The organism is Kitasatospora sp. MAP12-44 (assembly GCF_029892095.1).
GTDB lineage: Bacteria > Actinomycetota > Actinomycetes > Streptomycetales > Streptomycetaceae > Kitasatospora.
In genome coordinates this window covers 7,877,626-7,894,281 of record NZ_JARZAE010000004.1, presented here as the reverse complement: position 1 = coordinate 7,894,281, position 16,656 = coordinate 7,877,626, and the positions used below count along the sequence as shown (strand labels likewise).

Here is a 16,656-nt window from a genome sequence, read left to right as displayed (position 1 = left end):
GGGAGGAAAACCTCGCAGTTCGGAACTGGCTGTGCGGAAGGGGTGGTTCTGGGCGCTTCGAGCGGGGATGATCCGGTCGGCGGATCCGGTCAGGCGGATCCAGTCAGGCGGATCCGGTCAGGCGAGGCCGAGTTCGCGGTCGATCAGGTCGAACATCTCGTCGTCGGTGGAGGCCACCAGATCGGCGTCCTCGCCCTGCGGGTCGTCGTCGCCCAGGTCACCGAGGCCGGCGAGGTCGACGGTGTCCACGGCGTCGAGCTTCCACTGGAGGGACTTGAGCCGGGTGACCAGCCGGGCCCTGGCCTCATCGCCCAGGGCAGCCCCGGCGAAGGCCGCCTCCAAGGCCTCCAGCTCGGCGAAGACCGGCGACGCGGCCTCGCTTCCCACCTCCGCCTGCGCACCGAGGCGGCCGCGCAGGTGGCGGGCCAGCGCGACCGGGGTCGGGTGGTCGAAGACCGCCGTGGTGGGCAGTCGAAGACCGGTCTCGGCGTTGAGGCGGTTGCGCAGCTCGACGGCGGTCAGCGAGGACATCCCGAGGTCCAGGAAGCCGCGGTCCGCGTCGATCGCCCCGGTCGTGGCGTGGCCGAGCACGGTGGCGACGTGACCGATGATCAGCTCGACCAGCAGGCTCTCCTGCTTGGCCTCGCTCAGCCCGGCCAGCCTCTGCCGGATCCCGTGCTCCACGGCGGCCGTCGCAGCCGCCGTCGCCGCGACCGACCGTCGAGCGGGAGTGCGCCGAGCGGGCACGAGCCCGCGCAGCAGCGACGGGACATCGGCCGAGCCGAGTGCCCGCAGCGCCCGCAGGTCCAGCCGGACCGGTACGAGCAGCGGGCTGTCGAGGGTCGACGCCGCGTCGAGCAGGCCGAGCCCTTGCTCGGCCGACAACGGCAGCATTCCGGAACGCGCGAAGCGTGCAACATCCACGTGGCCCAGCGTGCCCGTCATTTCACTGGATTCTCCCCAGTATCCCCACGCCAGCGAGACCGCCGGCAGGCCCTGGGTCCGGCGGTGGTGGGCCAGGGCGTCGAGGTAGCTGTTGGCCGCCGCGTAGTTGGCCTGGGCCAGGCCGCCGGCGATACCGGCGAAGGAGGAGAAGAGCACGAAGGCCGAGAGGTCGGCGTCGCGGGTCAGCTCGTGCAGGTTGCGGGCGGCGTCCGCCTTGGGGCGGCAGACCTCGGCGAGCTGGTCGGCCGTCATGCCCTCCAGCAGGCCGTCGTGCAGGACGCCGGCCGCGTGCACGACGGCGGTCAGCGGGCGGGTGGCCGGGATCGCGGCGAGCACCTCGGCGAGCCGCTCGCGGTCGGCGGCGTCGCAGGCAACGACGTCGACGGCGGCGCCCAGCGCGGCGAGCTCCTCGCGCAGGGCCTGGGCGCCGGGTGCGTCCGGGCCGCGCCGACTGGTCAGCAGCAGGTGGCGCACGCCGTGCCGGGTGGCCAGGTGGCGGGCGACCAGGCCACCGAGCGTGCCGGTGCCGCCGGTGATCAGCACGGTGCCTTCGCCGTGCGGGTCCCACGCCCAGACGGGCTCGGTGTCCCGGTCCTGCTCGGGCGGGGCGATCCGGCTCAGCCGCGGGACCGTCATCGAGCCTTCCCTCAGGGCGAGTTGGGACTCGCCGGCCGCGACGGCGGCGGTCACGGCGCCCGGCAGGGCCCGCTCGGAGGCGGCGTCCCCGTCCAGGTCGACGAGCAGAAAGCGGTCCGGGTGCTCGGACTGGGCCGAGCGGATCAGGCCCCACACGGATGCGTGGTCCAGGGCGTCGGCCCGGTCGGCCGGGTCGGTGGCCATGGCGCCCTGGGTGACCAGGACCAGGCGCGAGTCCGCGAAGCGGGCGTCGGCCAGCCAGTACTGGGCCAGCGGCAGCACCTCCCGGACGCTCTCGTGCGCGCCGAGGCGCAGCAGGACGGTGTCCGGCACCTGCTCCTCCAGGGCCGACAGGTCCGCGAAGCGGCACACCTGAACCCCGGCCTGCTCGACAACCGCCGCGAGCGCCGGGTCCTCGCCCAGGACGGCCCAGCTGCCGACGGCCGTCTCGGCGCCCGCCAGCGGGATCCAGCGGACGTCGAACAGCGTGGCCTGGCGGGCGGCGCGGTCGAGCCGGTCCGCCTCGATCGGGCGGGTGGCCACCGACTCGGCGGTGAGCACGGCCGCGCCCGTGCCGTCGACGGCCGTCAGCGCGAGGCTGCCGTCCTGGCCCGGGGTCAGCCGGACCCGCAGCGCGTCGGCGCCGGTGGCCAGGACGCGGACGCCGCGCCAGGCGTACGGGAGCGCCGGCGTGTCGTCGCCGACCGCCAGGCTGAGCAGGGCCTGCAGCAGGGCCGGATGGACCCGGAAGCCGGCCGTCCCGCTTCCATCGCCGAGGCCCACCTCGGCAAAGGTCTCGCCGTCGCGCTGCCACAGCGCCCGGACGGTGTCGAACTGCGGTCCGTGGCCGTACCCGTGCGCGGCGAGCCGCTCGTGCAGCGGCTCCACCTCGACGGGTCGGGCCCCGGCCGGCGGCCAGGCCTCCTCCGGCACAGCAGCGGCAGCGGCGGTGGCAGCGGCAGCGGCCGCGCCGAGCGTCCCGGCGGCGTGCCGGGTCCACGGGCCGTCCGCGTGCGTCCGTGCGTACACGGCCAGCGGGCGCAGGCCCGTGGCGGCGTCGGGCGCGCCGACGGTCACCTGGAGGTCGACCGTGCCGTCCTCGGGGACCGTCAGCGGCAGCTGCTCGGTGAACTCCTCGACCACCGCGCAGCCCATCTCGTCGCCCGCGCGGACCGCCCAGTCGAGCAGCGCCGTGCCGGGGACGACCACCGCGTCCAGCACCCGGTGGTCGGCGAGCCACGGGTGGCTGCGCAGGCCGATCGTGCCGCCGAGGACGGCGGTGTCCTCGTTCGCCGGCCGGACCACCGTCTCCAGCCCGGTCGGATCGACCGGGCGGCCGACGAGCACCGGGGCAGCGGCGTCCAACCAGTAGCGGGAGCGCTGGAAGGCGTAGGTCGGCAGGTCCACCGGCCGGCCGCCCGCGACGGCGTCACGCCAGTCGATCCGGACGCCCTGCACATGGGCCTCGGCCAGCGAGGTCAGCACCCGCAGCGGTCCGCCGTCGTCGCGGCGCAGCGAGCCGAGGACGATCGCGTCGGCCTCCTCGGCGGCGATGGTGTCCTCGATGCCGGTGGTCAGCACGGGGTGCGGGCTGGACTCGACGAAGGCGTCGTGGCCCTGGCGCAGCAGCGCGCGCAGCGACTCCTCCAGGCGGACGGTCCGGCGCAGGTTCTCGTACCAGTAGTGCGCGTCGAGCGCGGTGTCGCCGTCAGCGTCGAGCCAGTCGCCGGTGACGGTGGAGAAGAACGGGATCCGGCTCGGGTGGGTCGTGATGCCGGCGAGGTCGGTCAGCAGGGTGTCGCGGATCAGCTCGACCTGCGCGGAGTGCGAGGCGTAGTCGACGGGGATCCGCTTCGCCCGCACCCCGTCCTCGGTGCAGGAGGCGATCAGCTCGTCCAGCGCCTGCGGCTCACCCGAAACCACCACAGTGGCAGGCCCGTTGACGGCGGCGACCGAGATGCGCGTGCCCCAGGCGGCCAGCCGGCGGACGATCTCCTGGTGCGAGGCGGTGACCGCCACCATGCCGCCGTGGCCGGACAGGCCCTGCGCGATGGCCTTGCTGCGGACGGCGACTACCTTGGCCGCGTCCGCGAGCGAGAGCACCCCGGCGACGCAGGCCGCCGCGATCTCGCCCTGCGAGTGGCCCAGGACTGCGGCGGGTGCCAGGCCGTGACTGCGCCAGAGTTCGGCCAGCGAGACCATCACGGCCCACAGCGCGGGCTGGGCGACGTCGACCCGGTCGAGTCCGGGCGCGCCCTCGCTGCCGCGCAGCACCTCGGTCAGCGACCAGTCGACCCAGGGCGCCAGCGCCTGCTCGCACTCGGCCATCCGGGCGGCGAACATCGGTGCGGTGTCGAGCAGTTCGGTGCCCATGCCGGCCCACTGGGAGCCCTGCCCGGGGAAGACCAGGACGGCCTTGCGGGGACGGCCCGAGGTGGCGCGGCCGTGCACCAGACCGGGAGCCGGGGCGCCCTCGGCGAGCGCGTGCAGGGCGGCGCGCAGCTCGTCGTCGGTGGTGCCGAGCACGACCGCGCGGTGTTCGAGGGTGGAGCGGGTGGCGATCAGGGAGTGGGCGATGTCCAGCGGCGTGCCGTCCTGCGACGGCGCGTCGAGGTGGGCGAGCAGGGCGCGGGCCTGGCCGCGCAGGGCGGGTGCGCTGCGGGCGGAGAGCACCCACGGCACGGGCCGAGCGGCGGCGACGGGCTCCACCGGCGGGGCGTCCGGGGCCTGTTCGAGGATCACATGCGCGTTGGTGCCGCTGATGCCGAAGGAGGAGACCCCGGCGCGGCGCGGCCGATCGGTGGCCGGCCAGGGCTCGGCCTGCGCGAGCAGCTCGACGGCGCCCGCCGACCAGTCCACGTGCGGGGTGGGCTCGTCGATGTAGAGGCTCCTGGGCAGCACACCGTTGCGCATCGCCAGCACCGTCTTGATCACCCCGGCGACGCCGGCGGCGGCCTGGGTGTGCCCGATGTTCGACTTCACCGACCCGAGCAGCAAAGGCCGTTGACGCTCCTGCCCGTACGTCGCGAGCAGCGCCTGCGCCTCGATCGGGTCACCCAGCCGGGTGCCCGTGCCGTGCGCCTCCACCGCGTCCACGTCGGCGGACGACAGGCCCGCGTTGGCCAGCGCCTGCTGGATCACCCGCTGCTGGGACGGGCCGTTCGGGGCGGTCAGGCCGTTGGACGCACCGTCCTGGTTGACCGCCGACCCCCGGACGACGGCCAGCACCCGATGGCCGTTGCGCAGCGCGTCCGAGAGCCGCTCGACGACCAGCAGGCCGACGCCCTCGGAGAAGCCGGTGCCGTCGGCGGCGGCGGCGAACGGCTTGCAGCGGCCGTTCGCCGCCAGGCCGCGCTGGCGCGAGAAGTCGACGACGATCCCCGGGGAGGACATCACGGTGACGCCGCCGGCCAGCGCGAGCGAGCACTCGCCGCTGCGCAGCGCCTGGGCGGCCAGGTGCAGGGCGACCAGCGAGGAGGAGCAGGCCGTGTCGACCGTCACCGCCGGGCCCTCCAGGCCCAGCGTGTAGGAGACCCGGCCGGAGAGCACGCTGACGGCGTTTCCGGCGTTGACGTACCCCGCGAGCTCCTCCGGGACCTCGCCGGCGCCGTTCAGGTAGTCGGTGGAGGAGAGCCCGGCGAAGACGCCGGTCCGGCTGCCGCGCAGCGCCCTCGGGTCGATCCCGGCCCGCTCGACGGCCTCCCAGGCGGTCTCGAGCAGCAGCCGCTGCTGCGGGTCCATCGCCTTCGCCTCATTCGGCCCGATGCCGAAGAAGTCGGCGTCGAACTCGGCTGCGTCGTACAGGAATCCGCCCTCCAGCGGGCGGGCCGCGCCGGGGTCCTGCGGCAGCGCGTCGTAAAGGCCGGCCAGGTCCCAGCCACGGTCGGTGGGGAAGCCGGCGACGGCGTCGGTGCCGTCGGCCACCAGCTGCCACAGGTCCTCCGGCGAGCGGACGCCGCCGGGGTAGCGGCAGGCCATCCCGACGATGGCGACCGGCTCGTCCGCGCCCAGGGACGTCGGTGCGGCTGCGGGCGCTACCGCCTGCCGATCGGAGAGCTCGCCGTCCAGGTACGCGCTGAGTGCGAGCGGCGTCGGGTAGTCGAAGACCAGCGTGGCGGGCAGCCGCAGCCCGGTCGCGGCGGCGAGCCGGTTGCGCAGCTCGACGGCGGTCAGCGAGTCGAAGCCCAGCTCGCGGAAGGCTCGCCCGGCGTGCACCAGGTCCGCGCTCGCGTGGCCGAGCACGGCGGCGGCGAGGGAGGTCACCAGGTCGAGCAGCAGCTCGTGCCGTTCGGCGGCGGGCCGCCCGGCCAGCCGCTCGCGCAGCCCGCCGCCGCCGGCCGCGCCGCGCGCGGGGTCGACCGTACGGCGGGCCGCATCGCGGAAGAGCCCGCGCAGCAGCACCGGCACAGCGGAGCGCTCGCGCGAGCGCAGCCCTGCGGCGTCCAGTCGGACGGGCACCAGCAGGGACCGGGCAGCCGACAGCGCGGCGTCGAAGAGAGCGAGCCCGTCGCGGCTGGACAGCGCCAACCCGCCCGCCTGGCGGGAGCGGGCCAGGTCGGCCTCGCCGAGGTGGCCGGTCATCGCGCTGGCCTGCGCCCACAGGCCCCAGGCCAGCGCGGTGGTGGCCAGCCCGTGCACCCGCCGGTGTTGGGCCAGGGCGTCCAGGTAGGCGTTGGCGGCGGCGTAGTTGCCCTGGCCGGCCGAGCCGAGCACGCCGGCCGCCGAGGAGAACAGCACCAGGTCCGCGAGGTCCAGGCGCTCGGTCAGTTCGTGCAGGTGTCGGGCCGCGTCCGCCTTGGGGCGCCAGACGGTGCGCAACCGCTCGGGGGTGAGCGAGGAGACCACGCCGTCGTCGAGCACGCCCGCGGCGTGCACGGCGGCGGTGAGCGGGTGCCGCGCGGGGACGGCGGCCAGCAGCGCGGCCAGCGCGTCCCGGTCGGCCACGTCGCAGGCGGCCACCGTGACGTCGGCACCCTGGGCGGTCAGTTCGTCGTGCAGCGCCTGCGCGCCGGGGCTGTCGAGACCGCGACGGCTGGTCAGCAGCAGATGGCGCACACCGTGCTCGGCGACCAGGTGGCGGGCCAGCAGGCCGCCCAACTCGCCGGTGCCGCCGGTGATCAGCACCGTGCCCTGCGGGTCCCAGGCCTGCGGGACGGTGAGCACGACCTTGCCCACGTGGCGGGCCTGGGACATGTGCCGGAAGGCGTCCCGGGCGTGCCGGACGTCCCAGCCGGTGACCGGCAGCGGGTGCAGTGCGCCCTGCTCGAAGAGGGCGACCAGCTCGGTCAGCATCTGCTGGATGCGCTCCGGCCCGGCCTCCTTGAGGTCGAAGGCGCGGTAGCCCACGCCCGGGTGGTCCAGGGCCAGTCGGCCCGTCTCGCGGATGTCGGTCTTGCCCATCTCGACGAGCCGGCCGCCGGGGCCCAGCAGGCGCAGCGAAGCGTCCACGAACTCCCCGGCCAGCGAGTTCAGCACGACGTCCACGCCCCGGCCGCCGGTGACGGTCCGGAACTGGTCCTCGAAGTCGAGGGTGCGCGAGGAGGCCAGCCGCTCGGCGGGCCAGCCCTGGGCGCGCAGCAGCTGCTGCTTCTGCTCGCCGGCGGTGCCGTAGACCTCGGCGCCCCACAGGCGGGCGAGCTGGGTGGCGGCCATGCCGACGCCGCCGGTGGCGGCATGCACCAGGACGGACTCGCCGGCGGTCAGGCCCGCCAGGTCGCGCAGCGCGTAGTAGGCCGTCAGGAAGACCACCGGGACGGTGGCCGCCTCGGCAAACGTCATGCCCTGCGGGATCCGTACCAGCACCCGGTGGTCGGCGACGGCGAGCGGGCCGAAGCCGCCTTCCACCATGCCCATCACCCGGTCGCCGGGGGCGAGGGTGGCGACGTCCGGGCCGGTCTCGACCACGACGCCCGCCGCCTCGGCCCCGAGGAACCGCGCCCCGCCCGGGTACATGCCCAGCGCGTTGAGGACGTCACGGAAGTTCAGCCCGGCAGCCCGCACCGCGATCCGGACCTGGCCCGGCTCCAGCGGCGCGGCCGCGTCCGGGGCGGGGGTCAGCGCCAGGTTGTCGACGGTGCCCTTCTCGGGGATGTCCAGGCGCCAGGCGGCTCCGTCCGTGGGGAGGGCGAGGGCGTAGGCGGTGTGCGTGCGGGCCAGCCTCGGCACGTGGACGGCGCCCTGGCGCAGGGCCAGTTGGGGTTCGCCCGTGGCGACGGCGGCGGCCAGCGCGCGCCAGGAGGCGGGGTGGCCGTCGACGTCGGCCAGCACGATCCGGCCGGGGTGCTCGGTCTGCGCCGAGCGGATCAGACCCCAGACGGCGGCGCCGGGCAGGTCGCGGACGTCGGCGCCGGAGTCGGCGGCGACCGCCTCGCGGGTGAGGACGACCAGCCGGGTCGGCGCGCAGCGCTCGTCGGCGAGCCAGCGCTGCACCAGCTCCAGGACGCGCTCCAGTGCGGCGGCCGGCAGGTCGGCGCTGGTCGGGGAGGTTGCCAACAGGAGGACGGTGTCGGGCAGTTCGGGGAGCGGCTCGTCCCAGCTGCTGAGCAGCAGCGGGCCGGCCTCGGCGAGGGCGGCGGCCGAGCCGTCCGGATCGCCGCCGGCCAGCGCCCAGCGGACCGGCTGCTGCGCCGTCGGCTCGGCGTCCGGCAGCGCGGTCCACTCCAGGTGGAAGAGCGCCTCCCGGACGACCGCCGGGGCCGCCGTCTCGACCGCCATCGGCCGGACCACCAGCGAGTCGATCACGGCCACCGGACGGCCCGTCCGGTCGGCCATCAGGACGCGGACGGCGTCCGGTCCGGCCGGGGTCAGCCGGACCCGCAGCGCGGTGGCGCCGGCGGCGTGCAGCGAGACACCCGTCCAGGAGAACGGGAGGCGGGTGCGGCCGTCCGCGTCGTCGGCCGGGAGCAGGTGGGCGGCGTGCAGCGCGGCGTCCAGCAGCGCCGGGTGAATGCCGAAGCGGGCCGCCTCGGCATCCGCCCGCTCGGGCAGCTGCACCTCGGAGTACAGGCTCTCGCCGCAGCGCCAGGCGGCCCGCAGGCCCTGGAAGGCCGGGCCGAACGCGTAGCCCCGGGCGAGGAGTTCGGCATACAGGCCGTCCACGGCGACCGGCTGCGCGCCGGGCGGGGGCCAGGCGGTGAGGTCGTCGGCGGGCTCGGCTGCCTCGGCTGCCTCGGTGCTCGGCTCGGCGAGTGCGCCGGTGGCCTGCAGGGTCCACTCCTGGCCGCCCTCGGCCGGACGGGTGTGCACGGTGACCGGCCGCAGTGCGGCGGCGTCGGGCGCGCCGACCGCGATCTGCACCTGCGTCCCGCCGCGCTCGGCGAGCACCACGGGTGCGTGCAGGGTGAGTTCGTCCAGGCGGCCGCAGCCGAGCTCGTCACCGGCCCGGATCACCGCCTCCACCAGCGCCGCGCCGGGCACGATCACCGCGCCCGCCACGGCGTGGTCGGCCAGCCAGGGGTGGGTCCGCAGCGACCACCGGGCGGTGGCCACCAGGCCCTCGCCGCGCGGGAGTTCGAGTGCGGCGCCGAGCAGCGGGTGGTCCAGCGCGCCGAGGCCGGCCGAGGCGACGTCACCGGCGGCGTCCGAGGGCTCGGGCCAAAAGCGCTGATGCTGGAACGCGTAGGTCGGCAGCTGGGTCCAGCGGGTCTCGTGAGCCGCGAAGAAGACGTCCCAGTCGATCCGGGCGCCGTGGTTGCGGGCCTCGCCGAGCGAGTGCAGGAAGCGGCCGAGCCCGCCCTCCTCCCTGCGCAGCGTGCCCGTCGCGGCGGCAGCAATGCCGCTCGCCTCGACCGTCTCCTGCACGCCGGTGGTCACCACCGGGTGCGGGCTGACCTCGACGAACACCCGGTAGCCGTCGCCGAGCAGCGCACGGGTGGCCTGCTCGAACTCCACCGTCCCGCGCAGGTTGCGGTACCAGTACGCGGCGTCCAGTTCGGCGGTGTCGATCGGCAGGCCGTCGACCGTGGAGTAGAACGGGATCCGCGTCGAGCGCGGCGCGATCGGCGCGAGGGCGGTCAGCAACTCCTGCTCGATACGCTCCACCTGGGCGGAGTGCGAGGCGTAGTCCACCGGGACCCGGCGGGCCCGGATGCCGTCCTGCTCGCAGCTCGCGATCAACTCTGCCAGCGCGTCCGGCTCGCCGGAGACCACGACGGAGTTCGGGCCGTTGACGGCCGCCACCGAGACGCGCTCGCCCCAGGCCGACAGCCGCAGCCGGACGTCCTGGACGCACTGCGCCACCGAGACCATGCCACCCAGGCCCGCGAGTGCCGTCAACGCCTGGCTGCGCAGGGCGACCACGCGTGCGGCGTCGTCCAGCGAGAGCGCGCCGGCCACGCAGGCGGCCGCGATCTCGCCCTGCGAGTGGCCCACCACGGCGGCCGGCTCGACGCCATGCGCCCGCCACAGCTCGGCGAGCGACACCATGACGGCGAACAGCACCGGCTGGACCACGTCGACCCGCTCGAGTGACGGTGCGTCAGGCGCCGTGCGCAGCACGTCCAGCAGCGACCAGTCGGTGAACTGCGCGAGGGCGGCGGCGCATTCGTCGATCCGCTTGGCGAAGACCGGTGCGGTGTCCAGGAATTCCAGGGCCATGCCGGTCCACTGCGAGCCCTGGCCCGGGAAGACGAAGACCGTCTCGCCCGGGGTCTCGCAGTGGCCCTCGTTCAGCGCGGCCGCCGCCCGGCCCTCGGCCAGCGCGTCCAGTCCGGTCAGGAACCCGTCGCGGTCGGCGGCCACCACGGTGGCGCGGTGCTCCATCGCGGTGCGGGTGGTGGCCAGCGCACGGGCGACGGCGGTGAGGTCGCACGCCTCGGTGGCGCGCACCTGGGCGGCCAGGCGGCGGGCCTGCTCGCGCAGCGCGTCCGGCCCCTTGGCCGAGAGGACCCAGGGCAGCGGGGTTGTCAGGGCCTCGGGTGCGGGTACGGGTGCGGGGGCCGCCGCTTCGATGATCACATGGGCGTTGGTGCCGCTGACGCCGAAGGAGGAGACGCCCGCGCGGTGCGGGCGGTCCGTCACCGGCCAGGGGGTCGGCTCGGCGAGCAGCTCGACCGCGCCCGCCGACCAGTCGACCTGGGCGGAGGGCGCATCGATGTGCAGCGACTCGGGCAGCACGCCGTGCTGCATCGCGAGCACCATCTTGATCACCCCGGCCACGCCGGCGGCGGCCTGGGTGTGGCCGATGTTGGACTTCACCGAGCCGAGCAGCAGCGGCCGGTGCTCGGAGCGCTCCTGCCCGTACGTCGCGAGCAGCGCCTGCGCCTCGATCGGGTCACCCAGCCGGGTACCGGTGCCGTGCGCCTCAACGGCGTCCACGTCATGCGTGGACAGGCCCGCGTCGGCGAGCGCCTGGCGGATCACGCGTTGCTGGGACGGGCCGTTGGGGGCGGTGAGGCCGTTGGACGCGCCGTCCTGGTTGACCGCCGACCCTCGGACGACGGCCAGCACCCGGTGACCGTTGCGACGGGCGTCGGAGAGCCGCTCGACCAGCAGCAGGCCCACGCCCTCGGCCCAGCCCGTACCGTCGGCCGCCGCCGCGAACGGCTTGCACCGCCCGTCCGGCGCCAGCCCGCGCTGGCGGGAGAACTCCACGAACACCTGCGGGGTGGACATCACCGTCACCCCGCCGACCAGCGCCAGCGAGCACTCCCCGCGCCGCAGCGACTGGGCGGCCAGGTGCAGGGCGACCAGCGAGGAGGAGCAGGCCGTGTCGACCGTCACCGCCGGACCCTCGAAGCCGAAGGCGTAGGAGAGCCGGCCGGAGACCACGCTCGCCGCGTTGCCGGTCATCAGGTAGCCGGCGACGTCGTCCTTGGTGTCGGCGAGAATGGTCTGGTAGTCCTGGAAGTTGGAGCCGACGAAGACGCCCGTCGCGCTCCCCCGCAGCGACTGCGCCGCGATCCCGGCACGTTCGACGGTCTCCCACGCGGTCTCAAGCAGCAATCGCTGCTGCGGGTCCATAGCCAGCGCCTCGCGCGGCGAGATGCCGAAGAAGCCCGCGTCGAAGCCGGCCAGGTCCGTGAGGAACCCGCCGTCGCGCACGTAACTGGTGCCCTGGTGGTCCGGATCGGGGTCGTAGAGCCGCTCGGCGTCCCACCCCCGGTCGAGCGGGAAGCCGGAGATGCCGTCCCTCCCGGCGGCGAGCAGCTCCCAGAACTCCTCCGGCGAGGTCACCCCTCCCGGGTAGCGGCAGGCCATCGCGACGATCGCGATCGGCTCGTCGGTGGCGCTGGCGGTGGCGGTCTGCACGGGGGCGGCGGCTTCCCGGGTGCCGAGCAGTTCGGTGCGCAGGTACTGCGCCACGGCGGTGGTGGTGGGGTGGTCGAAGAGCAGCGTGGCGGGCAGGCGCAGGCCGGTCACGGCCGTCAGGCGGTTGCGCAGCTCGACGGCGGTCAACGAGTCGAAGCCCAGCTCGCGGAAGGCGCGGTGGACGTCGACCGTCCCGGCCGAGGAGTGGCCCAGCACCCGGGCGATCTCGGCGCGGATCAGCTCGACCAGGGCACGGTCCTGCTCGGCCGGCGCCAGGCCCGCCAGGCGCTCGCGCCACGGCGAGGAGCCGTCCCGGGCGGCGGCACCCGCCGCGTCCAACAGGCTTCGCACCTCCGGGAGTCCGGCGATCAGCGGGCTGGGCCGGGCCGCCGTCAGCACGGCGGTCAGCGTCGGCCAGTGCACGTCGGCCACGGTCAGGCAGCTGGTGCCGCGCGCCACGGCCCGCTGCAGCGCGCTGATCGCCGGCTCGGGGGCCATCGGGATCAGGCCGCCACGGCGCACCCGGTCGGGCGTGCTGGCCATCGCCATTCCGCTGTCCGCCCAGGCTCCCCAGGCCACCGAGGTGGCGGGCAGGCCCTCGGCGCGGCGCTGCTCGGCCAGGGCATCGAGATAGGCGTTGGCGGCCGCGTAGTTGGCCTGTCCGGCGTTGCCCAGCACGCCGGTGATCGAGGAGAACAGCACGAACAGCGCGAGCTCGTACGGGCGGGTCAACTCGTCCAGCAGGCGGGCGGATTCGGCCTTGGCCCGCAGGACGGTGGCGAACCGGTCGACGGTCAGCGACTCCAGCACACCGTCGTCCAACACCCCCGCCGCATGGACCACGCCGGTGAGCGGCAGGTGCGCCGGGATGTCGGCGAGCAGCTGCGCGAGGGCGGTGCGGTCGGCGGCGTCGCAGGCGGCCACCGTGACGCGGGCCCCGAGGGCCGTCAACTCGGCTGCCAGCTCGGCCGAGCCGTCGGCCGCCGGGCCGCGCCTACTGGTCAGCAGCAGGTGCTCGGCGCCCGCCCCGGCCAGCCAGCGCGCGACCCGGGCGCCCAGCGCGCCCGTGCCGCCGGTGACCAGGACGGTGCCGCGCGGGGCCGTCCAGTCGGCCTCCGGGCCGGCCTCGGCTAGGGCGCGCTCGGCCGGGACGCGCTCGATCCGGCGGGCGAGCGTGCCCGAGGGGCGCACGGCGACCTGGTCCTCGCCGTCCATACCCGCCAGCACAGCGGCCAAGCGGGTCGCCGTGCGGGCGTCCAGCACCGGGGGAAGGTCGACCAGACCGCCCCAGCGCTGCGGGTACTCCAGCGCGACCACCCGGCCCAGGCCCCACACCTGCGCCTGGACCGGACCGGCCGGTGCGTCCAGGTGGTCGACGGCGACCGCGCCGCGCGTCGCGCACCAGAGCGGCGCCTCGAACCCGGCCTGCTCAAGGGCCTGGAGCAGCTCGGTCGTGGCGGCCAGGCCGCGCGGCACGGCGGCGAAGTCGGGGTGCTCGCGCTCGTCCAGCGCGAGCAGCGACAGCACGCCGGCGAACGGCTGCTCGGCGGCGGCCGCGCGCAGCTGCTCGACGGGCGAACCGGCGGCTGCGGACAGCACCAGGCGCTCGGTGCTCAGCCCGCAGACGTCCAGGCCGGCGAGGAGTGAGTCGATCCAGGTGTCCCCGGCGGCGCTCTCCGGCAGCACGGCCAGCCAACGGCCCTGCCGCGCCCGTGTGTTGGCGGCACCGGTCAGGGCGGTCCAGGTCGTCCGGTACGACCAACCGTCCACCGTGGCACGGGCGCGACGCTCGCGACGCCAGGAGCCGAGCAGAGGGAGCAGACCGTCCAGCGAGGCCTGCGCACTCGGCGTTCCGGCGATCCCCAGGACGGCGGACGCGGCGGCCAAGTCGCCCTGCTCGACCGCCGTCCAGAAGCCTGCCTCCACCGCGTCCACTGCCTGCGCCGCCGGCGCGGCGGGCGTGAGCCAGAAGCGCTGGTGCTGGAAGGCATAGGTGGGCAACTCGACCGGGCGGGCGCCGGTCCCGGCGAAGATCGCCGTCCAGTCGACCTTGGCACCGTGGACGTGCAGGCGCGCCAGGGCGTGCAGGGCGCTCGCCTCCTCGTCGCGGCCCTTGCGCAGCAGCGGCACCAGCAGGACGTCCTCGCCGGCCGACTCCTCGGCCATCGCCGACAGCACTCCGTCCGGCCCCAACTCCAGGAAGCGGGTGACACCTTGGGCGGCCAGCGTCCGCACACCGTCGGCGAAGCGGACGGCCTGGCGAACGTGGCTCACCCAGTACTCCGGGGAGCGCAGCTCCTGCGCCGTGGCGAGTTCGCCGGTCAGGTTCGAGACGACGGGCAGCGTCGGCGCGTTGAACGCCAGGCCTGCCAGCACCGTGCGAAAATCCTCCAGCATCGGTTCCATCAGCGGCGAGTGGAACGCGTGCGACACCCGCAACCGCGTCGTCTTTCGGTCCGCGAAGCGCGCCCGGACCGCCTCCACCGCCTCCTCACTACCGGAGATCACCACCGACGACGGCCCGTTGACTGCCGCGATCGAGACGAACTCGCCGAGCAGCGGCAGGACTTCATCCTCCCTCGCCTGCACCGCCAGCATCGCACCACCGGCGGGCAGCGCCTGCATCAACCGGCCGCGGGCGGCGACCAGGGCGCAGGCGTCCGCCAGCGAGAGCACCCCGGCGACGTGCGCGGCCGCGATCTCACCGATCGAGTGACCGGCCACGAACTGCGGGCGCACGCCGAAGGATTCGAGCAGCCGGTAGAGCGCCACCTCGACCGCGAACAGCCCCGCCTGCGCGAAGTCCGTCCGGTTCAGCAGCTCCTCGTCCGCACCCCACACGACCTCGCGGACCGGCGCCTCGAACCGCGCGCACACCGCCTCGAAGGCCTCCGCGAACACCGCGAAGCGGGCAGACAACTCCCGTCCCATGCCAAGCCGTTGCGACCCCTGCCCCGAGAACAGGAACGCCGTCGGCGCCTGAACCGCGACGCCGTCGAACAGCCCGGTGGCCGCCCGTTCCTCGGCCAGCGCCTCCAGGCTGCTCAGCACCTGCGCGCGGTCACCGGACACCACGACGGCGCGGTGCTCCATCAGCGCGCGGGTGTTCGCCAGCGAGAGGGCGAGGTCGGCGGGGGCGAGGTCGGGACGGGCCCGCAGGTGGGCGGCCAGCCGCTGGGCCTGGGTGCGCAGGGCCTGCGCGCTGCGCGCCGAGAGCAGCCAGGGCAGCGCGGCGGCCTCGCCCTCCACTTGGGGGGACTCGGGGGCCTCGGGGGTCTCGGGGGCCTGCTCGATGATCACATGCGCGTTCGTCCCGCTGACGCCGAACGAGGAGACGCCCGCGCGCCGCGGCCAGGCATTGACCGGCCAGGCGGTCGAGTCGGTGACCAGCTCGACGGCGCCCACCGACCAGTCGACGTGCGGGGACGGCGCGTCCACGTGCAGGGTCCCCGGCAGCACGCCGTGCCGCATCGCGAGCACCGTCCTGATCACGCCCGCGACGCCGGCGGCGGCCTGGGTGTGCCCGATGTTGGACTTCAACGAGCCGAGCAGCAGCGGCCTTTCGCGGTTCTGTCCGTACGTGGCGAGCAGCGCCTGCGCCTCGATCGGGTCGCCCAGTGTGGTGCCCGTGCCGTGTGCCTCGACCACGTCGACCTCGGCGGCCGCCACGCCCGCGTCGGCCAGCGCCCGGCGGATCACGCGCTGCTGGGAGGGGCCGTTCGGAGCCGTCAGACCGTTGCTGGCGCCGTCCTGGTTGACGGCCGTGCCACGCACGACCGCCAGCACCCGGTGGCCGTTGCGCCGGGCGTCGGAGAGCCGCTCGACCAGCAGTACGCCCGCTCCCTCGCTCCACGCGGTGCCGTCGGCAGCCGCCGCGAACGGCTTGCACCGCCCGTCCGGAGCCAGCCCGCGCTGGCGGGCGAACTCCACGAACATCTGCGGGGTCGACATCACCGTCACCCCGCCCGCCAGCGCGAGCGAGCACTCCCCGCGCCGCAGCGACTGCACCGCCAGGTGCAGCGCGACCAGCGAGGACGAGCAGGCCGTGTCGACCGTGACCGCCGGGCCCTCCAGGCCCAGCACGTAGGAGATCCGTCCGGAGGCGACGCTGACGGTGTTCCCGGTCAGCAGGTGCCCGCCGACCTCCTCGGGCCGGGCGGAGGCGCTGTCGTACCCGCCGTGCCCGGCGCCGATGAAGACGCCGGTGGCCGTACCGTGCAGCGACTCGGGCGAGATGCCGGCCCGCTCGACCGCCTCCCAGGCGGTCTCAAGGAGCAGCCGCTGCTGCGGGTCCATCGCCAGCGCCTCGCGCGGCGAAATGCCGAAGAACGCCGGGTCGAACTCACCGGCGTCGTGCAGGAACCCGCTCTCGCGCGTGTACGTCGTCCCGTGCCGCGCCGGGTCCGGGTCGAACAGGGCGTCCAGGTCCCACCCCCGGTCGGCCGGGAACCCGGAGACCGCGTCCACCCCGGCCAGCGACAGCTCCCACAGCTCCTCGGGCGAACTCACCCCGCCCGGGTAGCGGCAGGCCATCCCGACGATCGCGATCGGCTCCCGGCTCTGGTCGCTCACCTCTCGAAGCTGTTCGCGAGTCTCGTGGAGATCGGAGATCGCCCGCTTCAGGTAGTCGCGGAGCTTCGCCTCGTTCGACATCAGGATGTCAACCTCTCGGGGTGAGATGCCGGGAAATGCCGGTCGCGAAAGGTCCTGCGGCGCGGTCCGACCCGTGTCCGGCCCAGTCTGGTCATCCTGGACTGCGGTTTTCCCTAGAGAGCGCATCGGCAGGGTCGGATTCGGCACCGCGGTGGGCGGGCCGCTCTGTGTACG

1 protein-coding gene is annotated in these 16,656 nt (G+C 75.2%); it reads right to left on the bottom strand.

The features are described 5' to 3' along the window. Positions 1 to 117: 117 nt before the first annotated feature. Positions 118 to 16,482 carry a type I polyketide synthase gene (locus P3T34_RS35675; RefSeq protein WP_280670364.1) on the bottom strand — a complete coding sequence of 5,455 codons (16,365 nt, stop codon included), beginning with the start codon at positions 16,480 to 16,482 and terminating at the stop codon, positions 118 to 120. Positions 16,483 to 16,656: the final 174 nt, after the last annotated feature.

Excerpts from the sequence above, each read along its gene's own strand:
- P3T34_RS35675 (WP_280670364.1), bottom strand. The coding sequence starts at position 16,482 with ATGTCGAACGAGGCGAAGCTCCGCGACTACCTGAAGCGGGCGATCTCC.